The sequence below is a fragment of the Vreelandella subglaciescola genome (assembly GCF_900142895.1).
Lineage (GTDB): Bacteria > Pseudomonadota > Gammaproteobacteria > Pseudomonadales > Halomonadaceae > Vreelandella > Vreelandella subglaciescola.
Window position 1 is genome coordinate 2,276,747 of record NZ_LT670847.1, and the last position, 20,047, is coordinate 2,296,793.

A 20,047-nucleotide genomic window follows, 5' to 3' on the forward strand; every position below is an offset into this window, starting at 1 on the left:
CACGGAGGGCAACACCATGAGCGAGCCGATGATTCCGCTGAATATCGCCGTGCTGACCGTATCCGATACCCGCACCGACGACACCGACCGCAGCGGCCAGACGCTGGTGGAACGGGCGCGCGACGCCGGCCATCAGGTGCTGGAAAAGCGTATCGTCATTGATGACGTTTACCGCATCCGCGCGATTGTCGCCGGGTGGATTGCCGACCCGCAGGTGCAGGTTATCCTCACCACCGGCGGCACCGGCTTTACCGGGCGCGATTCCACGCCGGAGGCCATTTCAGTGCTGCTGGATAAAGAGATTCAGGGCTTTGGCGAGCGCTTTCGCCAGCTCAGCGGCGACGAAATCGGCAGCTCTACGGTGCAGAGCCGCAGCCTTGGCGGGCTTGCCAACAACAGCGTGATTTTCTGCCTGCCCGGCTCCACCGGCGCTTGCCGCACGGGCTGGGACGGCATTCTTGCCGAGCAGCTGGACAGCCGCCACAAGCCGTGCAATTTCGCCAATCTGGTGATTCCGGAGCGGGGGCAACATGGCTGAAGCAGAAACAAAGGCGGAGCTGGGCACCGTTGAGCAGGCGCTTGAAGCACTGTTGACCGGGGTCGGCCCGCTTGAGAGCGAAACCCTGGCGTTGGAACAGTCCGGCGGGCGCGTACTGGCTCGCGACCAGATCGCTCGCCTTGACGTGCCCGCGTTTGATAACAGCGCCATGGACGGCTACGCCCTGAACGCCGTTGACGCCGGCCAGTGGCTTGCGGTCAGCCAGCGCGTGGCCGCAGGACGCGCACCCGAACCACTTATGCCGGGCACCTGCGCGCGCATTTTTACCGGCGCGCCTATGCCGCCGGGCGCTGACTGCGTAGTGATGCAGGAGCGTGTTGAGCGCGACGGCGAACAGGCGTTGATACCCGCGGAGATCGCCAGCGGCGACAGCGTGCGCGGGCGCGGGCGCGACGTGTGCCGCGACGCCGTGCTGCTGGACGCCGGAACGCGGCTGGACGCCGCCGCGCTGGGGCATTTGGCCGGGCAGGGCGTGGTCGAGGTGGAAGTGCGCCGCCGCCCACGGGTCGCGTTGCTTTCCACCGGCGATGAAGTCATCGACCCAGGTACGCCGCTTGCAGCCGGCCAGCTTTACAACACCAACCGGCCGATGCTGACCGAGCTGCTGCAACGCTTCGGCGCCGAGGTAATCAGCCGCGTTAGCGTACCGGACGATTTCGCCCATACTCAGGCGATCATTCAACAGGCCGCCGAAGACGCCGACGTGGTCATCAGCACCGGCGGGGTCAGCGTGGGCGAAGAAGACCACGTCAAGGCCGCGCTGGAAACCCTCGGGCAGCTGGACTTATGGCGCCTTGCCATTCGTCCGGGCAAGCCGTTGGCGTTGGGGCGTTTACCTAAAGAGGGGCGTTTGCCCAGCAGTCACGGTGACGTGCGCTTTATCGGACTACCGGGCAACCCGGTGTCGAGCTTTGTTGGCGCCTGGCTGTTTTTGCGCCCGCTGATGGGCGCGCTGCTGGGCTGCCCCGCGCTTGACGCGTTACCCGCGATAACGGCAAAAGCCGATTTTGCCACCCAGACAGGCCCGCGCAGCCACTACATGCGCGTCACTCTGCGCTTTACCCCCGACGGCGCGGTGGCCACGGCCTTTGCCGACCAGAACTCGGGGGTGCTCTCGTCCTGCGTGGGCGCCGATGCGCTGGCGGTCATACCTGCAAACACCCACGTTGCCAACGGCGATACGATCACTTGCCTGTGGATCAAAGGCAGCTAACCGGCTGCCTGCATTAACTGGCTGATAGCAACGGCCCTAGCTCAATCCTGAAAGGAGTCGGAGAAATGAAAAGAGCGGGCTTATTAGGGTTGTTGCTGGTATTAGTTATCGCCGGTATTGCGCAATATAGTCCGTCGCTGTTATCGCGACTATCTAACGATACAAGCACGCCGGCTCCCGCCGCTGACGAACAGCGAGCTGATGACTCCCACCCCACTTACCAACGGCGCCACCACGAACAGCAAATTACCAACAGCGGCCGAGTTGTCACCGTGTTGGCCGATGATAACGACGGCAGCCGCCATCAGCGGTTTATTTTACGCTTAGCGAGCGGACAAACCTTATTGGTCGCCCACAATATTGATGTGGCACCGCGTATTAGCAACCTCGAAGCAGGTGATACCGTATCGTTTTATGGGGAATATGTTTGGAATGATAAAGGTGGGATCTTGCATTGGACCCATCATGATCCCGGAGGCCGCCATCCAGGCGGTTGGTTGACGCATAAGGGCCGCCAATATCAATAAATCATATGGACGATGCGCCACAGCAAAGAGAAAACAAAGATGCCCGAGCAACAGCCCTGTATGACCGCGACCGAAAACTGGGTAAAGCAGGTGATCATGAGACATAACCTCTGCCCGTTTGCGCGCCGAGAGGTAAAGCGGGCCAGCATTCGCTACGTGGCGGTAGAGGAATCTAAACCTAAGGCGGTGCTAAAAGCCTTGCTGGCCGAATATGCATTGCTGGACCAGCAGCCCGGCGTAGAAACCACCTTGGTGATTATGCCCCGGGGTTTTGACGATTTTTATGCGTATCTGGACTTGGTTGCTCGGGCCGAGGATGCACTATGTGAGAAAGGGTATGAAGGCATATATCAGCTGGCAAGCTTCCATCCCGACTACTGCTTTGAGGGTGAGCCTCAAGACGACGCCGCCAATTATACCAATCGCTCGCCTTACCCTACGTTGCATATTCTTCGTGAAGCCAGTATGGAGAAAGCCTTGGAAAATTATGATGACCCTGAGGCTATTCCCGAACGTAATATCCAGTTTGCCCGCGGTAAAGGCAGCGATTTTTTTGTCACGTTACTGGCAGAGTGTCATAAGCCATTCTGAGCATTTCAGCCGGCTCTGGCCGCGACAGCGTGGCTGTGTTGCTCCACGCCCTGCCTGCTAAGCGTGCTAATCTAGACGGTCTTACACGGTGGCAAGGAGCATGCGGTGAACGATCCTATCATCCGTATCAACGGGCTGACCAAGACCTATGAAGGCGGCTTTCAGGCGCTCAAACGCGTGGATCTCGACATCGAACGCGGCGAGATATTTGCGCTGCTCGGCCCTAACGGTGCGGGTAAAACGACTCTGATCAGTGTTATCTGCGGCCTGGTATCACCCAGCGGCGGGGACATCAGCGTGGCCGGCCACGACATCATCACCGAGTATCGCGCCGCCCGCGGGCTTATCGGCCTGGTGCCCCAAGAGCTGACCAACGAAGCCTTTGAAACGGTGTGGAACACGGTCAGCTTCAGCCGCGGGCTATTTGGCAAGCCGCCCGATCCTGCGCATATCGAAAAGGTGCTCCGAGCGCTGACCCTGTGGGATAAGCGTAATAATCGCCTGATGACGCTCTCCGGCGGCATGAAGCGCCGTGTGCTGATTGCCAAGGCGCTCTCTCACGAACCCCGTGTGCTGTTTCTCGACGAGCCAACCGCCGGCGTAGATGTCTCGCTGCGCCGCGAGATGTGGGAGGTAGTGCGCCGCCTGCGCGAAGACGGCGTGACGATTATTCTCACCACCCACTACATCGAAGAAGCCGAGGAAATGGCCGACCGCATCGGCGTCATCAACCACGGCAAAGTGGTGCTGGTTGAAGAAAAAGCCGCGCTGATCCAAAAACTCGGACGCAAACAGCTCACCCTGCAGCTGCATACGCCGCTGGCGCAGGTGCCCGAGCTTCTCGCGCCCTTTAGCCTGGCGCTTGCCGATGAGGGTGCCACGCTTGTTTACACTTACGACAGCACCGCCCGCGAAGAAGGCGAGCACGGCATTGCGGCGCTTCTCAGCACGCTGAAAACCGCCAATATCCGCGTTAAGGATCTGTCGACGCGGCAGAGCTCGCTCGAAGATATTTTCGTCGACCTGATCAAGGAGGGCGCATGAACCTATACCCTGTACGCGCCATTTATATGGCCGAAATAGCGCGCGTGCGGCGCACGCTGTTGCAAAGTATCGTCTCGCCGGTCATCTCGACCTCGCTTTACTTCGTGGTGTTTGGCGCGGCCATCGGCTCGCGCATTTCCGAGGTGGACGGGGTGAGCTACGGCGCTTTTATCGTCCCTGGGCTGATCATGCTGATGCTGCTCACTCAAAGCGTGTCCAACGCTTCGTTCGGGATCTTTTTCCCCAAGTTTTCCGGCAGCATTTATGAGCTGCTCTCGGCGCCGATTTCGTATCTGGAAATCGTCATCGGCTACGTGGGGGCGGCGGCTTCCAAGTCCATACTGCTCGGGCTGATCATTCTGGCCACCGCCAACTTTTTTGTGCCGCTGCATATTGCTCATCCGTTCTGGATGCTGCTGTTTTTAGTGCTGACGGCGGTTACCTTCAGCATGCTGGGCTTTATTATTGGCATCTGGGCGGACGGCTTTGAAAAGCTGCAGCTGGTGCCGCTATTGATCATCACGCCGTTGACGTTTCTCGGCGGCAGCTTCTATTCAATCGATATGCTGCCGCCGTTCTGGCAGGGCGTGACGTTGTTCAACCCCGTGGTGTATCTGGTCAGCGGCTTTCGCTGGAGCTTTTACGGCATCAGCGATGTCAGTCTTGGCGCCAGCGTGACGGTTATCGCGCTGTTTCTTGCCGTGTGCCTGGGGACCATCGCGTGGATTTTCCACACCGGCTACCGTCTCAAACCCTGAGTCTCTGACAATACGTATCTGAAAGTAGGCAACTGAAAAAAGGCACCCGCTATGCCGCTACTGCAAAGCATTGTTCACCGTCTCGACCCGACGCTTGACGGCGAGTCGCTGACGCTTGACGCCACCAGCGCGGCGCACCCCGCTGATGCCCCAAACATGGAGGCGCTGGCCAGCGCGCTGAACGACACCTACAACACCAAGCCCAAAGGCTGGGGGCGCTTTGCGCCCGACGGCGAGCAGGCCACACTGGTTGCCGCCTGGCTTCAGGCCTACCTTGACGGCGAAGACGATTTTGTCGGCATGTCATGCGGGCTGGCGCAGCGTCTCGCCACCGAGCTTGCCGCCAAACTTTCCGTAGGCGGCTACCTGGTGCTTGCGCATCAGCAGCAGGGCGACACCCAGACGCTGTTGCTGGCGTTTGTGCATCAGCGCGAGGGTATCGGCATCAATGCTGACCATCACGCCGTGCCCGCAGCGCAGATCAATACGCGCCAGCTGACGTTTGGTGCACGGCTGAACATCACCCAGTGGCAGGGCGGCGACCCTCAGACGCAATACGTGTCTTTCGTCAAGGAACGCGGCGGCAATAAACTTGCCGAAGCGCTAGCGCGATGCCTGGGCGTGACCGAAGGTGCGGATGCACCGGCGGATACGCGCACGCTGCTCAAAGCGTTCAGCGACTACGTGGAAAAGGAGGATCTGGACGCCGAGGCCAGCCGCGAAAAAACCGACGCGCTGGTCGGCTATGCCAGCGAGCAGCTAAGCCGTGGTGAGCCGATGACGCTGACCGAGCTGTCGGGGCTGGTCGACGAGCAGCAGCCCAAGGCGTTTTATGAGCATATCCGCAACGCCGACTATGGCCTTGCTCCAGAGATTCCGCCGGACAAGCGTACACTCAACCAGTTTCGGCGTTTCACCGGGCGTGCCGGCGGGGTATCGGTCAGCTTTGATTCGCACCTGCTGGGTAGCAGCGTGGAGTACGACGAAACGACTGGCCGACTGATTATCAAGCAGATACCCAAGCAGCTAAAAGAGCAGCTACAGCGCCGCGATTAAGCGCAAAATTATTGATGAGAGAACACCATGATTGATGCTGTAACGCAGTTTTTTCAGCGCGCACTGGCCGAGCCCACACACCGCGATGATCCAGCGCTGACGCTTGAGCTGGCCTGCGCGGCGTTGCTGTGTGAAATCATGCGCGCTGACTTTGATAGCAGCGACGATGAGCGCGCCGCCCTGCGCGAGATGTTGGTGTCGCGCCTGAGCGTTAGCGCCGCTGAGGTAGACGAGCTGATGGCGATGGCCGAGGAGAAAGTCGAGGAGGCAATAGACCATTACCAATTCGTGCGCCTGATCAATGACCACTATGATAACGCCCAGCGCTGCGAACTGGTCAAACTGATGTGGCAAATGGCTTGGGCGGACGGCGAAGTCGATCCGCAGGAAGAGCATCGCATTCGCCGGCTGGCGGGGCTTTTATACGTTAGCCACAGCGATTTTATCCGCACCAAGCTGGCGGCTGAGCCGCGCGATTAACACGCTGCACCGGATGAACCAAGTGCGCGACATCACAAGAGTCCTCTGATTTATGAGCGAAGCACCACAGGCGTCCAACCTGACCCAGCTATTGCAGATGCTGGAGCGTATCGGGCGGCAAAATCCGAAGATCAGCGTGGAAGACGTGCTGACCGCTATCGGACGGCGCTCCTTTGGCCCCATGTTGCTGGTGGCTGGGCTGATAACGCTCGCCCCGCTGATCGGCGATATTCCCGGTATGCCCACGCTGATGGCGTTGCTGGTGCTGCTTACCGCCGGCCAACTGCTGGCCGGGCGCACGAGCTTCTGGCTGCCAGGCTGGCTATTGAAACGCAATATCTCGCGCCAAACCTTTGATAAAGCCCTGCCGTATATGAAAAAACCGGCAGGCTGGGTTGACCGGCTGCTGCGCGTGCGCTTGCCGTGGTTGACAGGTTACTGGGGCAGCCGCCTGACGGCGCTGACGGGCATCGCTATCGCCCTTGCCATGCCGCCGATGGAGTTCATTCCGTTTTCAGCTAACGGCGCTGGGCTTGCGCTCTCGCTGCTGGGCCTGGGCCTTGTCGCGCGTGACGGACTGATGCTGCTGATTGGCTTTGCGCTGACCTTTGCCACGTTCGCTATTGTGGGGGTTAGCCTTTTTTGACGCGAGGTTGAGCCAGACGCGGGGCGGGAGATCAGCTAGGCTGAAACATGTTGGCTTTAAAACGCTTGGGTTCAGGATCCCGCGCACGCTGCGAGTATTCCATGAAATATGCCATTGGTTTCACCTTGATAGCCGTCATCGGTCTGGCCGTAGCCACGGCATTGCTGATTGTCTTTGGTGGCCCCGCCGCGCCGCCGCCGGTCAAAAGCATCAACGCGCCGTTTAAGCAGGTGGACTATTCCAACTTGCCGCCGCTAACCCACTACGCCGCGCGCGACGACGCGGTGCTCGGGTTCCGTTTTTATCCGCCTGACGGCGCTACTAAAGGCAGCGTTGTGCTGCTGCACGGCTCGTCGGCGGATAGCCGTAGCATGCACCCCCTGGCCGAGGCCTATGCCACAGCCGGCTACGGCGCGTATGCGCTGGATGTACGCGGGCACGGGCAATCAGGCACCAAAGGCGATATTGGCTATATCGGCCAGCTGGAAGACGACCTCGAAGACTTTACCCGGGCGGCTGAGCCCGCGACGCCATCGACGCTGGCCGGCTTCTCCTCCGGCGGCGGGTTTGCCCTGCGCGTTGCCGGCGGCAAGCGCCAGCGGCTTTTCACCCACTACCTGCTGCTCTCGCCCTTTATCAGCCAAGATGCCCCGACCTATCGCGACAACAGCGGCGGTTGGACCCGCCTGGGGCTGCCTCGCTACATTGCGATCACACTATTGAACGGCGTGGGCATCAAGTATTTCAATCACTTGCCGGTTATGCGCTTCGCCCTTGATGATGCGGCCAGCAAAACCCTCACGCCCGAATACTCGTTCGCCCTGGCGCAGAATTACCGGCCCAAGCGCGATTATGAAAAAACGATCCGCTCGGTAAGTCGGCCTCTATGCATTGTGGCGGGTCGGGACGATGAGGCCTTCCATGCTGATCGTTTTGACGACGTATTTAACGCCGCGGGCAATGACGTACCCATCACGCTCGTGCCCGGCATCAACCATATCGGGCTGACGCTTGAACCGAAGGCCATATAGGCAGTCGTCAAAGCGGTAGAAAAGCTGACGAACATCAGCGAAGTGAGTGGCTGAAAGCTTGATGGCTCTGGACTTACAGCCACGAGTGGCCGAATAATAGTATTGGGCGGCATAACATCAAAAGTGTATGCGTAAAACGCCAAGATGAAGATAGCAGGCATGGGGGTACTAGATATGGCTGGTGGTTGGGCGCGAGACGGCGCTGTGCAAGATCAAATCGATGCTAGCGTTGAAGACGCTGTGGCGCGCGCCAGAAGCCGTTTGACGTCAGGCGACTCCGCAGAGTTTTGTGAGGAATGTGATGCCCCGATTCCAGAGGCGCGACGCGAGGCAATTCCTGGCGTAAAGCTATGCATCAACTGTCAATCTAAAGCAGAAGAAAAAAAAGCCGCTTCAGGAGGGGTTAATCGCCGCGGGAGTAAAGACAGCCAGCTTAGGTAAGCGTATTGAAGGCGGGTAGTGGAACCGGCGGATCGCAGTCTGGGGCTGGTCGGGACGATAAAAATCTTTCACGGAGACAAGAAAAAAAGCACCCGTAGGTGCTTAATTTTCTTGCTGTTTGGTGGAGGCGGCGGGAATTGAACCCGCGTCCGCCAACACTCGCCCATTGGCTCTACATGCTTAGATTTCGTCTTTTAGTTTAGCGCGACTGACTCCGACGATCAGGATTCAGCTACGCGAGTCTTCTTTAAGTTTAACAGTTGGCGAGAAGACGCCACCAACTGCGGTCCTATCATTTTTGGCTCGTATCTCCGCCGTCATGGACAGGCACATCACTTTGGAGCCGGACAAGAAGCTAACAGCTATTAAGCTGCCAGCGCGCCCTGAGCGTAGTTTTCGTCGTTTGCGACTATTTTTCGTGATGTTGGATTTACGAGATACATCACGCTCTCGGCATGCACCGCAGGGGTTGTTATCGGCGTCGATACCATGTCGCCCCCTTAGCGTACTCACATACTAACACGCTCACGGTTAATTGGCCAGCTATCCTTTGCTCTCTTCCCGCATAATGCGACCTTTTTGCCGCTGCCAGTCGCGATCTTTTTCAGTAGCGCGCTTGTCGTGTAGCTTCTTGCCCGTTACCAATGCCAGCTCGCATTTTACCAAGTTGTGCTTCCAATACAGTTTGAGCGGCACACAGGTGTGCCCTTTGTCCTGAGTCTTGGAGAAAAGCTTGGCAATTTCTTTGCGGTGCAACAGCAGCTTGCGCGTTCGCGTCGGGTCAGCAATCTCATGGGTGCTGGCTGTATTCAGCGGCATGATGTGGCTGCCCAGTAGCCAAGCTTCGCCCCGGCGCACCAGAATATAGGTGTCAGTGAGCTGTGCTTTGCCTGCGCGCAGGCTTTTGACTTCCCAGCCGGCAAGCGAAAGCCCTGCTTCGAAGGTCTCTTCAATGTGGTATTCAAAGCGCGCTTTTTTATTCTGGGCAATAACGCTGCTGCTGGGACCTTTTTTAGCTTTCCCTTTCTTTGTGGCCATGGAACCTCGTCATTGATCTATGGGTTGCCCCTTCGCTAATGGAGGAGGCGTGATACCATTCTGGTGAAATTACCCCAATGATACGCCTTGGACACTGTGAAGTCAGCGGAGAGGTCAATGCCAACCGTGAATCGATCCGCCTTGGTGCGGCATACCCCCCAGCGAATGTTTGAGCTGGTGAACGATTTTGAGCAATACCCGGAGTTTTTACCGGGCTGTCGTCGTGCACGCCTGCTGGAGCGCGACGAGGCTCACCTCGTGGGCGAAATGACGCTTGGGCGTGCCGGCGTTGAGCAAACCATCACGACGCGCAATGAACTCTATGCGCCCGAGCGGATTGAAATGTCGCTGGTAAAAGGTCCGTTTAAACGCCTCAATGGGCGCTGGCTGTTTATTCCCGTAGGGGAAGGCGAATGTCGGATCAGTCTGGAGATGGAATTCGAGTTTGCCAACCGCTTGCTGAGTATGGCGTTCGGCAAGATTTTTCAGCAGATTGCCGGCCAGCTGGTGGATTCTTTTACTCGCCGTGCCGACGACCTGTATGGCCGTTAATGCACATAGTGATGCCGCGTTAAGAGGAGGTGGCTCATTGAACGTCGAAGTGGCGTTTGCCGTACCGGGTAAGCAGCGTTTAGTCGCCCTGCAGGTGGCATCGGGCACGACCGCAGCTCAGGCCGTTGCCCAGGCTGGGCTGCCCGATCTTTTCCCCGAGCTTGCGCCCGAGACGTTTCACGAGGCCCCCACGGGGATTTTTGGCAAGGCACTGCGTGCCCCGCACGATCACCCGCTGGGCGATGGCGACCGCGTTGAAGTGTACCGGCCGCTCGTCATTGATCCTAAAGCCGCCAGGCTGGCGCGTGCTAAACGCCAGCAGGGCCGCTAGCGCAGCGGTGTGCTAGCCGGGCCGGCGTCGGGTGTGGGTACCTGCGTGCTTTCAGCCGGTAGCGCATTAAGCGGGTCGGCTCCTTCGCTCGCGCCGGGCGTGGTATTCACATCCAGCGGCAGGTCCTGTGCGATATCGCCTTCCTTTTCTATGTTGGCCAGCTGCCCGCGGGTATCAAAGGTTAGCGTAACGCGCCGCGTTTCAACGTCGCTGTAGGCCTTATCCAGCCGGAAAACGTAGTCCCACTCGCGTGCATCGAACGGGGCTTCTAGTAGCGGGCGCCCCATAACGCGGGTGACCTGCTGTTGCGTCATGCCGGGACGTAGCTGTTCGACCATGTTTTGGGTGATCAGATTGCCCTGGGGGATATCGCGTTTGTACACACCAAAGGTGCTGCAGCCGCTTACGGTGGCCAGGGTAACGGAGAGAGCGATGATTCTCGTCAGTTTTTGCATTTGCGCCTGTTCTTCACTATCGTGGTTTTGGTTGATCATACCCGACCTAACCTGTTCCTGCGAAGAGTAACCATGGCCGATAAGAACCATGAATTGCGTAAAGCCGGGCTGAAAGTGACCCTGCCGCGGGTGAAAATCCTGCAAATTCTCGAAACGGCCTCGGGTCAGCATCATTTAAGCGCCGAAGCAGTGTATAAAACGCTGATTGATGCGGGTGAAGATGTTGGCTTGGCAACCGTGTACCGCGTGCTGACTCAGTTTGAGTCGGCTGGTCTTGTCATCCGTCATAATTTTGACGGTGGACATGCGGTATTTGAGATGACCCAAGAAGAGCACCATGACCACATGGTGTGTCTGGACAGCGGGGAGATCATCGAGTTTGTGGATGATGTTATCGAGCGCCGTCAGCAAGAAATTGCCGAAGAGCACGGATTTGAGCTCGTTGACCATGCGCTGGTGCTATACGTGCGCCCACGCGGCTCGGAGGCGACTCGCCCGGAAGGCAGTTCAAGAGCAAAAGGCGCTGCGCACAAGAAATAACGCAGCGGCGATTTTATGCATCGCATACCGACGGCAGGCCCATGAGCCTGCCGTTTTTGTGTGCCCTAAAGCTGACGCTCGCTGACGGCCTCCCACAGGGCCTGGATACGCGGGCGCTTCAGGCGTCGATTCAATACGCAAAGCCCGACATCGTAGTAGGGAAGCTCGGGCTTGACGCTGAGTATCTGAACGCGGTTGGAAAGCGGGCTGTTATCCAGCACGATTTTAGGCACCACGCCAATACCAAACCCCAACCCCACCATGCTGACAATTGCCTCATGCCCTGCCACCTGCGCATAGATGTGCGGTGAAATGCCCAGCGCTTTGAACCAGGTGTCGGCATACTCCCGCGATAACCCGGCCTCGGATAAAATCATGGGAACGGCCTGCCATTGCTCGGCGGTAGAGCTTTCCGGCACTCTGGGCAGCCAGTCCAGCGGCGCGTTAGGCGCAATAAACACCAGCGGTGAGCGGGTCAGAGATTTAAACGCGAGCGCCGGCGGCGGAACGCGTGGCCTTGGGGTAATGGCCATATCGTCATCGCCTGACAGCACCCGCCCCATGGCGTCCGCCGGGTCTCCCGTGTGCAGCTTGAATTCGATGCCGGGGTGTTGGTCGCGAAAATCGCTTAATAGTGCGTAAAGAAAGCTATAGCTTGCGGTGACCGAGCAGTAAATGCTGATTGCTCCGGTCAGCTGTGCGGCGTCATCGGCTAACGTGCGCTTGATGGTTTCCCACTGTTCGAGCGTATCTCGGGCGTAGCGCTGAAAGTGCATGCCCTGCTGGGTCAGGGACACATGGCGATTGTCGCGTTCAAAAAGCGTTGTCGACAGCGCACCTTCCAGTTGCTGGATCGAGCGGCTGAGCGTCGACGCGCTAATGTAGCAAAGCTCGCTGGCTCGGCCGAAATGGAGCGTATCGGCAAGCGTGATAAAATAGTGCAGTAGGCGGAAGTCCATAGCGGCCCCATGTTTCGTCATATGCAACGTTGTATTGCAGATATATCGTTTTACGCAATAATTGGGGTGGCGTACAGTCAAGCTAATGCCGTATCCCAAGCCGTTTAACACGGTGTGGAAAGCCATCAACGCTGACTGTAAACATTGATTTTTCTCTTTTGGAGCTTTAGCTATGCGCGTTTTTTACGATAAAGATTGCGATTTGTCCCTGATCCAAGCCAAAAAAGTGGCTATCGTCGGTTACGGCTCGCAAGGTCACGCTCACGCCAATAACCTGAAAGAGTCGGGCGTTGACGTCACCGTGGCGCTGCGCGACGGATCTTCCTCTAAGGCCAAAGCCGAGGCGGCCGGCCTGAAAGTCGCGACCGTGCCGGAAGCGTGCAAGGCAGCAGACGTCGTCATGATGCTGGCGCCGGACGAAAATCAGAAAGCGATTTACGAAAATGAAATCGCCCCTAACCTGAAAGAGGGCGCAACGCTGGCGTTTGCTCACGGGTTCAACGTCCACTACAACCAGATCGAAGCGCGCAAAGACCTCGACGTCATCATGATCGCGCCCAAAGCGCCGGGGCACACCGTGCGCAGCGAATTCGTCAAAGGCGGCGGTATTCCGGATCTGATCGCTATCCACCAGGATGCATCGGGCAATGCCAAAGAGCTGTCGCTGTCTTACGCGGCAGGTATTGGCGGTGGCCGTAGCGGCATCATCGAAACTACGTTCAAAGACGAGACTGAAACTGACCTGTTCGGCGAGCAGGCGGTACTTTGCGGCGGCGCCGTTGAGCTGGTAAAAGCCGGTTTTGAAACGCTAACCGAAGCGGGCTATGCGCCGGAAATGGCATATTTCGAGTGCCTGCACGAGCTTAAACTGATCGTTGACCTGATGTACGAAGGCGGCATTGCCAACATGAACTACTCCATCTCCAACAACGCGGAGTATGGCGAGTACGTGACCGGCCCTGAGATCATCAACGAGCAGTCTCGCGAAGCCATGCGCAATGCGCTCAAGCGCATCCAGACCGGTGAATACGCCAAGATGTTCATCAGCGAAGGCGAAACCAACTACCCGTCGATGACCGCACGCCGTCGCCTGAATGCCGAGCACCCGGTCGAGAAGGTCGGTGCTCAGCTGCGCGGCATGATGCCGTGGATTGCCGCTAACCAGCTGGTCGACAAAACCAAGAACTAAAGCTTGCGAGAGCTAGGTTCACGAAAATCAGGTCAGGGATAGCCCTCCCCGACGCGAGGTGTAAGTAGTAGCCCCTCTCGCCCAGGCGCGCACGGTTCAGGCCGTGCGCGTTTTTTTATGCTGGCTCTCTCGACCTGCCCGGTGGTGGTCGTGGCGTCACCATGTAGAATGAAAGCCTTGATGCCACGGCTTTTCATTTCAAATGGATGTTACCTATGACTCAGGATACTCGTGACACCTCGCCGTCTTCGACGCCCCGCGATGAGAAGGCGCAAGCAGAGCGTAATGAAGACCTGACCGCGACCTTCTTGCGTGAAACGGAAGTCATCGAAGAATCCATGGAAGGTGGAGAGAAAGTGCGGCGCAAGGGGATCTATCTGTTGCCGAATCTGTTTACGACGTCGGCACTTTTTTCCGGTTTTTTTGCCGTTGTTGCCGGTATCAACGGCGATTTTTCGGCCGCTGCGGTCGCCATTTTTATTGCCATGGTGCTGGATGGGCTGGATGGACGCGTGGCGCGCATGACCAATACGCAGAGCGCGTTTGGTGCCGAGTACGATAGCCTTGCCGACATGATATCGTTTGGCATGGCGCCGGCGTTGGTCGCGTTCACCTGGATTTTGCAGGATATCGGCAAAACCGGGTGGGTTGTGGCCTTCCTTTACGTGGCCTGCGCCGCACTGCGCCTGGCGCGTTTTAACGTGCAAATTGGCAGCGTGGATAAAAAGTGGTTTATTGGCCTGCCCAGTCCGTCAGCTGCCGCGCTGGTTGCCGCGAGTGTGTGGACATTCAACAGCTTTGATGCCAATGCGCTGGGCTTCAAGCTCTTGATGCTGTGTGTGGTTGCGGCGACGGGCGTGTTGATGGTGAGCAACGTCCGCTACTACAGCTTTAAGGACATCGATTTTAAAAAGCCGGTGCCGTTTGTCGTGCTGCTGGCGGTCGTGCTGGGGTTTGTGATGATCTCTGTAGAACCGTCGGTCATGCTGCTGCTGCTGTTTGGCGCCTATGTTGTATCCGGGCCGCTGCAGGCCATCATGCGCAAGTTGAAGCCGGCAAAGTAATTTATTTTCACACATCTCTTGCCAACGCCCGGCTTGGGCCGTAGAGTACGCACTCGCTGCCGACGACGTCTCACGTCACCGGCGGTGGTAGAGCCTTAAAAGCTCTTGTTTGTCAGGCAGTTAGCGCTTCGGTTTACGTTTTGTTTTTCGCTAACCGGTTTTGAAAGCGCCCTTGACAAACGCCACGGAAAGCGTAGAATACGCCTTCTTCGCAGCAACGTTAGCCGCTGAGTCACTAGCGACAACGACACGTTGTTCAGGGTAAGTTTTTATGACTCACCCCGCGACACGCTCTTTAACAAGTTGATCAGGTAATTCATGTGGGCGCTTGCCTGAGTGGGTGACAAATCACCTATTATCAAGGCAAGCGACTCGTCAAAGATGAAACGGCTTCGGTCGTTGAGTTTTTTTGAGAACGTTTGAAACCTTGAGCCAAGTTTGATTCGCTTTCTCCCAACGCCTACGGGTGGCGGGGGAGCAAGAATCACAATGATTGTAAACTGAAGAGTTTGATCATGGCTCAGATTGAACGCTGGCGGCAGGCTTAACACATGCAAGTCGAGCGGAAACGATCCTAGCTTGCTAGGAGGCGTCGAGCGGCGGACGGGTGAGTAATGCATAGGAATCTACCCGGTCGTGGGGGATAACGTGGGGAAACCCACGCTAATACCGCATACGCCCTACGGGAGAAAGCGGGGTTTCGGCCTCGCGCGATCGGATGAGCCTATGTCGGATTAGCTGGTTGGTGAGGTAATGGCTCACCAAGGCAACGATCCGTAGCTGGTTTGAGAGGATGATCAGCCACATCGGGACTGAGACACGGCCCGAACTCCTACGGGAGGCAGCAGTGGGGAATATTGGACAATGGGCGCAAGCCTGATCCAGCCATGCCGCGTGTGTGAAGAAGGCCCTCGGGTTGTAAAGCACTTTCAGTGAGGAAGAACGCCGTCGGGTTAATACCCCGGCGGAAAGACATCACTCACAGAAGAAGCACCGGCTAACTCCGTGCCAGCAGCCGCGGTAATACGGAGGGTGCGAGCGTTAATCGGAATTACTGGGCGTAAAGCGCGCGTAGGCGGCTTGATCAGCCGGTTGTGAAAGCCCCGGGCTCAACCTGGGAACAGCATCCGGAACTGTCAGGCTAGAGTGCAGGAGAGGAAGGTAGAATTCCCGGTGTAGCGGTGAAATGCGTAGAGATCGGGAGGAATACCAGTGGCGAAGGCGGCCTTCTGGACTGACACTGACGCTGAGGTGCGAAAGCGTGGGTAGCAAACAGGATTAGATACCCTGGTAGTCCACGCCGTAAACGATGTCGACCAGCCGTTGGGATCCTTGAGATCCTTGTGGCGAAGTTAACGCGATAAGTCGACCGCCTGGGGAGTACGGCCGCAAGGTTAAAACTCAAATGAATTGACGGGGGCCCGCACAAGCGGTGGAGCATGTGGTTTAATTCGATGCAACGCGAAGAACCTTACCTACCCTTGACATCCTGCGAACTTGGTAGAGATACCTTGGTGCCTTCGGGAACGCAGAGACAGGTGCTGCATGGCTGTCGTCAGCTCGTGTTGTGAAATGTTGGGTTAAGTCCCGTAACGAGCGCAACCCTTGTCCTTATTTGCCAGCGCGTAATGGCGGGAACTCTAAGGAGACTGCCGGTGACAAACCGGAGGAAGGTGGGGACGACGTCAAGTCATCATGGCCCTTACGGGTAGGGCTACACACGTGCTACAATGGCCGGCACAAAGGGCTGCGAACTCGCGAGAGTCAGCGAATCCCATAAAGCCGGTCTCAGTCCGGATCGGAGTCTGCAACTCGACTCCGTGAAGTCGGAATCGCTAGTAATCGTGAATCAGAATGTCACGGTGAATACGTTCCCGGGCCTTGTACACACCGCCCGTCACACCATGGAAGTGGACTGCACCAGAAGTGGTTAGCCTAACTTCGGAAGGCGATCACCACGGTGTGGTTCATGACTGGGGTGAAGTCGTAACAAGGTAGCCGTAGGGGAACCTGCGGCTGGATCACCTCCTTAAACGATGCGTCATCCGCCAGGCAAGCGCTCACAATGAATTACCTGATCAATGATGTGTATGGGCAGCGGTAAGTCGAAAGACTTACCACTGCGTTTACGCAGTCGCTCTTTAACAATGTATATCATGCTGATAAAAACCGATTCTTTTGTGATGAAAGAATCATGTGATACGTCTCAAGCGTATCCGGCAATTGTTGTCATTGCGACCCAGACTCCTTCGGGTTATAGGGTCAAGCAATGAAGCGCACACGGTGGATGCCTAGGCAGCCAGAGGCGATGAAAGACGTTGTAGCCTGCGATAAGCGTCGGTAAGGTGGCAAACAACCTATGACCCGGCGATCTCTGAATGGGGAAACCCACTCACCCTAAGGTGAGTATCGTATCCTGAATACATAGGGATACGAGGCGAACCGGGGGAACTGAAACATCTCAGTACCCCGAGGAAAAGAAATCAACCGAGATTCCCCCAGTAGCGGCGAGCGACCGGGGACCAGCCCTTAAGCGTGTGACTGATTAGACAAAGGCATTGGGAAATGCCGCCATAGTGGGTGATAGCCCCGTAGTCGAAAATCTGATCACGTGAAATCGAGTAGGTCGGGGCACGAGAAACCTTGACTGAAGACGGGGGGACCATCCTCCAAGGCTAAATACTCCTGGCTGACCGATAGTGAACCAGTACCGTGAGGGAAAGGCGAAAAGAACCCCAGTGAGGGGAGTGAAATAGATCCTGAAACCGTGTGCGTACAAGCAGTAGGAGCAGACTTGTTCTGTGACTGCGTACCTTTTGTATAATGGGTCAGCGACTTATTTTCAGTAGCGAGCTTAACCGACTAGGGGAGGCGTAGAGAAATCGAGTCTTAATAGGGCGAATAGTTGCTGGGAATAGACCCGAAACCGGGCGATCTACCCATGGCCAGAGTGAAGGTTGAGTAACATCAACTGGAGGCTCGCACCCAAGTATGTTGAAAAATGCTGGGATGAGCTGTGGGTCGGAGTGAAAGGCTAATCAAGCCCGGAGATAGCTGGTTCTCCTCGAAAGCTATTTAGGTAGCGCCTCACGTATCACCACCGGGGGTAGAGCACTGTTTCGGCTAGGGGGTCATCCCGACTTACCAACCCGAGGCAAACTCCGAATACCGGTGAGTGCAAGCGTGGGAGACACACAGCGGGTGCTAACGTCCGTTGTGGAAAGGGAAACAACCCAGACCGTCAGCTAAGGTCCCGAAATTCTGGTTAAGTGGGAAACGATGTGGGAAGGCTTAGACAGCTAGGAGGTTGGCTTAGAAGCAGCCATCCTTTAAAGAAAGCGTAATAGCTCACTAGTCGAGTCGGCCTGCGCGGAAGATGTAACGGGGCTAAACCAGGTACCGAAGCTACGGGCATGTCTGCATCACTTAAGACTATTCGCTTGGCGTTGCTTGCAACGTCAAAGCGCCCTCCGAACAGTGAGTCGGACGGCGACAGTGACGAGTGGCTTTAAGGATGCAGGCATGCGGTAGAGGAGCGTCGTGTAAGCCGATGAAGGTGGATTGAGAAGTCTGCTGGAGGTATCACGAGTGCGAATGCTGACATGAGTAACGATAAAGGGCGTGAAAAACGCCCTCGCCGGAAGACCAAGGTTTTCTGTTCGACGCTAATCGAAGCAGAGTGAGTCGGCCCCTAAGGCGAGGCCGAAAGGCGTAGTCGATGGGAAACGGGTTAATATTCCCGTACCTCACAGTATTGCGAAGGGGGGACGAAGAAGGCTAGATGAGCCAGGCGATGGTCGTCCTGGTGAAAGTCCGTAGGCTGGGAATTTAGGTAAATCCGGATTCCTTCAAGGCCGAGAGACGAGACGAAGGCACCACGGTGTTGAAGTCATTGATGCCACGCTTCCAGGAAAAGCCTCTAAGCGTCAGATACTGCGAGACCGTACCCCAAACCAACACAGGTGGTCAGGGTGAGAATCCTAAGGCGCTTGAGAGAACTCGGGTGAAGGAACTAGGCAAAATGGTGCCGTAACTTCGGGAGAAGGCACGCCGGCGTAGGGTGAGAGCACTTGCTGCTTCAGCCCGAACCGGTCGAAGATACCAGGTGGCTGCAACTGTTTACTAAAAACACAGCACTCTGCTAACGCGCAAGCGGACGTATAGGGTGTGACGCCTGCCCGGTGCCGGAAGGTTAAATGATGGTGTTAGCCTCGGCGAAGCACTTGATTGAAGCCCCGGTAAACGGCGGCCGTAACTATAACGGTCCTAAGGTAGCGAAATTCCTTGTCGGGTAAGTTCCGACCTGCACGAATGGCGTAATGATGGCCACGCTGTCTCCACCCGAGACTCAGTGAAATTGAAATCGCCGTGAAGATGCGGTGTACCCGCGGCTAGACGGAAAGACCCCGTGAACCTTTACTATAGCTTCACACTGGACGCTGATGTTGCCTGTGTAGGATAGCTGGGAGGCTTTGAACTTCGGTCGCTAGATCGAGGGGAGCCACCCTTGAAATACCAGCCTGGCATCATTGGCGTTCTCACTCTGGTCCGTAATCCGGATCGAGGACCGTGTGTGGTGGGTAGTTTGACTGGGGCGGTCTCCTCCTAAAGTGTAACGGAGGAGCACGAAGGTACCCTCAGCACGGTCGGACATCGTGCAATGAGTGCAAGAGCATAAGGGTGCTTGACTGCGAGACAGACACGTCGAGCAGGTGCGAAAGCAGGTTCTAGTGATCCGGTGGTTCTGTATGGAAGGGCCATCGCTCAACGGATAAAAGGTACTCCGGGGATAACAGGCTGATACCGCCCAAGAGTTCACATCGACGGCGGTGTTTGGCACCTCGATGTCGGCTCATCACATCCTGGGGCTGAAGTCGGTCCCAAGGGTATGGCTGTTCGCCATTTAAAGTGGTACGCGAGCTGGGTTTAGAACGTCGTGAGACAGTTCGGTCCCTATCTGCCGTGGGCGTAGGATGTTTGAGAAGGGCTGCTCCTAGTACGAGAGGACCGGAGTGGACGCATCTCTGGTGTTCCGGTTGTCATGCCAATGGCATTGCCGGGTAGCTAAATGCGGACGGGATAACCGCTGAAAGCATCTAAGCGGGAAGCCCCCTTCAAGATGAGACATCCCCGAGGCCAAGAGCCTCCTGAAGGGCCCAGCAAGACGAGCTGGTTGATAGGCACGGTGTGGAAGCGCTGCAAGGCGTTGAGCTAACGTGTACTAATGGCCCGTGAGGCTTGACCCTATAACACCCAAGGGGTTGGCGTCGCAGGACAACGATAAGCTGTCATAAGGCAACGACCTTGATGACAGGCCGGATACGATGAGACGATCACATAGCGTTTTTAGCACAACGTGTTTAAAAAAGTCAGCATGATATACACCCGTTTCGCCTGACGACCATAGCGTGCGTGAACCACCTGACCCCTTGCCGAACTCAGTCGTGAAACCGCTCAGCGCCGATGGTAGTGTGGGGTCTCCCCATGCGAGAGTAGGTCATCGTCAGGCACTTATACCGCAATCAACCCAGCCACCAGGCTGGGTTTTTTGTGTGCATGGAAGAAAAGTCGGG

General features: G+C 56.9%; 19 protein-coding genes, 3 rRNA genes and 1 other RNA gene. 19 read left to right on the plus strand and 4 right to left on the minus strand.

The genetic code is table 11. The annotated features are described in order from the left end of the window. The first annotated feature begins 16 nt into the window (after window positions 1–16). The 11 genes from moaB (at window position 17) to B5495_RS10670 (ending at window position 8,346) form a co-directional block, all read left to right on the plus strand. Window positions 17–538 (plus strand): molybdenum cofactor biosynthesis protein B, encoded by a 522-nt coding sequence (gene moaB / locus B5495_RS10620; protein WP_079553598.1) that lies wholly within the window; start codon window positions 17–19, stop codon window positions 536–538. Continuing rightward, the gene (locus tag B5495_RS10625) at window positions 531–1,772 is read left to right on the plus strand and encodes a molybdopterin molybdotransferase MoeA (protein ID WP_079553599.1); all 1,242 of its coding nucleotides are present in this window, start codon (window positions 531–533) and stop codon (window positions 1,770–1,772) included. Before moaB ends, B5495_RS10625 begins: the two co-directional genes overlap by 8 nt. Before the next feature lie 65 nt (window positions 1,773–1,837). Continuing rightward, window positions 1,838–2,299 (plus strand): DUF3465 domain-containing protein, encoded by a 462-nt coding sequence (locus B5495_RS10630; RefSeq protein ID WP_079553601.1) that lies wholly within the window; start codon window positions 1,838–1,840, stop codon window positions 2,297–2,299. Window positions 2,300–2,338: 39 nt separating this feature from the next. Continuing rightward, the gene (locus tag B5495_RS10635; protein ID WP_079553603.1) at window positions 2,339–2,890 is read left to right on the plus strand and encodes a DUF1415 domain-containing protein; all 552 of its coding nucleotides are present in this window, start codon (window positions 2,339–2,341) and stop codon (window positions 2,888–2,890) included. 105 nt (window positions 2,891–2,995) lie between these two features. Further along, a complete protein-coding gene (locus B5495_RS10640; RefSeq protein ID WP_079553604.1) occupies window positions 2,996–3,934 on the plus strand; it encodes an ABC transporter ATP-binding protein in 939 nt (312 codons plus the stop codon). Next, window positions 3,931–4,692 (plus strand): ABC transporter permease, encoded by a 762-nt coding sequence (locus B5495_RS10645; RefSeq protein ID WP_079553606.1) that lies wholly within the window; start codon window positions 3,931–3,933, stop codon window positions 4,690–4,692. Before B5495_RS10640 ends, B5495_RS10645 begins: the two co-directional genes overlap by 4 nt. A gap of 51 nt (window positions 4,693–4,743) precedes the next feature. Further along, on the plus strand, window positions 4,744–5,748 hold the full coding sequence (locus tag B5495_RS10650; RefSeq protein WP_079553608.1) for a nucleoid-associated protein: 1,005 nt from the start codon (window positions 4,744–4,746) through the stop codon (window positions 5,746–5,748). Window positions 5,749–5,775: 27 nt separating this feature from the next. Next, window positions 5,776–6,228 (plus strand): tellurite resistance TerB family protein, encoded by a 453-nt coding sequence (locus B5495_RS10655; protein ID WP_079553609.1) that lies wholly within the window; start codon window positions 5,776–5,778, stop codon window positions 6,226–6,228. 52 nt (window positions 6,229–6,280) lie between these two features. Then, the gene (locus B5495_RS10660) at window positions 6,281–6,874 is read left to right on the plus strand and encodes an exopolysaccharide biosynthesis protein (protein ID WP_079553611.1); all 594 of its coding nucleotides are present in this window, start codon (window positions 6,281–6,283) and stop codon (window positions 6,872–6,874) included. 101 nt (window positions 6,875–6,975) lie between these two features. Next, complete coding sequence (locus B5495_RS10665) at window positions 6,976–7,905, plus strand: alpha/beta hydrolase (protein WP_079553613.1); 930 nt, start codon at window positions 6,976–6,978, stop codon at window positions 7,903–7,905. A gap of 174 nt (window positions 7,906–8,079) precedes the next feature. Continuing rightward, entirely contained in the window at window positions 8,080–8,346 is a 267-nt protein-coding gene (locus tag B5495_RS10670; RefSeq protein ID WP_079555048.1) for a DksA/TraR family C4-type zinc finger protein, read from the plus strand. A 119-nt stretch (window positions 8,347–8,465) separates the two neighbouring features. Here the strand turns inward: B5495_RS10670 and ssrA are convergent. Together ssrA and smpB are read right to left on the minus strand one after the other, a co-directional pair. After that, window positions 8,466–8,846: a transfer-messenger RNA gene (ssrA, locus tag B5495_RS10675) on the minus strand. A 43-nt stretch (window positions 8,847–8,889) separates the two neighbouring features. Further along, window positions 8,890–9,384, minus strand: coding sequence for an SsrA-binding protein SmpB (gene smpB / locus B5495_RS10680; protein ID WP_079553615.1), 495 nt, complete (start codon window positions 9,382–9,384; stop codon window positions 8,890–8,892). Window positions 9,385–9,501: 117 nt separating this feature from the next. Here smpB and B5495_RS10685 point away from each other — a divergent pair, with 117 nt between their 5' ends. Beyond that, entirely contained in the window at window positions 9,502–9,936 is a 435-nt protein-coding gene (locus B5495_RS10685) for a type II toxin-antitoxin system RatA family toxin (protein WP_079553616.1), read from the plus strand. Then, complete coding sequence (locus B5495_RS10690) at window positions 9,926–10,267, plus strand: RnfH family protein (RefSeq protein ID WP_079553618.1); 342 nt, start codon at window positions 9,926–9,928, stop codon at window positions 10,265–10,267. The genes B5495_RS10685 and B5495_RS10690 overlap by 11 nt, the downstream gene beginning before the upstream one ends. Here B5495_RS10690 and B5495_RS10695 read toward each other — a convergent pair. Continuing rightward, a complete protein-coding gene (locus B5495_RS10695; protein ID WP_079553620.1) occupies window positions 10,264–10,761 on the minus strand; it encodes an outer membrane protein assembly factor BamE in 498 nt (165 codons plus the stop codon). The two genes, B5495_RS10690 and B5495_RS10695, sit on opposite strands and share 4 nt — an antisense overlap. A gap of 33 nt (window positions 10,762–10,794) precedes the next feature. Here B5495_RS10695 and fur point away from each other — a divergent pair, with 33 nt between their 5' ends. Beyond that, window positions 10,795–11,262 (plus strand): ferric iron uptake transcriptional regulator, encoded by a 468-nt coding sequence (gene fur, locus B5495_RS10700; RefSeq protein WP_079553621.1) that lies wholly within the window; start codon window positions 10,795–10,797, stop codon window positions 11,260–11,262. 65 nt (window positions 11,263–11,327) lie between these two features. Here the strand turns inward: fur and ilvY are convergent, their stop codons facing one another. Beyond that, window positions 11,328–12,221 (minus strand): HTH-type transcriptional activator IlvY, encoded by an 894-nt coding sequence (ilvY, locus tag B5495_RS10705; protein ID WP_079553623.1) that lies wholly within the window; start codon window positions 12,219–12,221, stop codon window positions 11,328–11,330. 172 nt (window positions 12,222–12,393) lie between these two features. Between ilvY and ilvC the strand changes: the two genes are divergently transcribed. From ilvC to rrf, 5 genes are all read left to right on the plus strand, one after another. Next, window positions 12,394–13,410 carry a ketol-acid reductoisomerase gene (gene ilvC, locus B5495_RS10710; RefSeq protein WP_079553625.1) on the plus strand — a complete coding sequence of 339 codons (1,017 nt, stop codon included), beginning with the start codon at window positions 12,394–12,396 and terminating at the stop codon, window positions 13,408–13,410. A gap of 215 nt (window positions 13,411–13,625) precedes the next feature. Then, on the plus strand, window positions 13,626–14,474 hold the full coding sequence (gene pssA / locus B5495_RS10715) for a CDP-diacylglycerol--serine O-phosphatidyltransferase (protein ID WP_079553627.1): 849 nt from the start codon (window positions 13,626–13,628) through the stop codon (window positions 14,472–14,474). A 497-nt stretch (window positions 14,475–14,971) separates the two neighbouring features. Then, window positions 14,972–16,506 (plus strand): 16S ribosomal RNA (locus B5495_RS10720). Window positions 16,507–16,734: 228 nt separating this feature from the next. After that, a 23S ribosomal RNA gene (locus tag B5495_RS10725) occupies window positions 16,735–19,720 on the plus strand. A 147-nt stretch (window positions 19,721–19,867) separates the two neighbouring features. Continuing rightward, a 5S ribosomal RNA gene (gene rrf, locus B5495_RS10730) occupies window positions 19,868–19,983 on the plus strand. The 16S, 23S and 5S rRNA genes sit together here, the layout of an rRNA operon. Window positions 19,984–20,047: the final 64 nt, after the last annotated feature.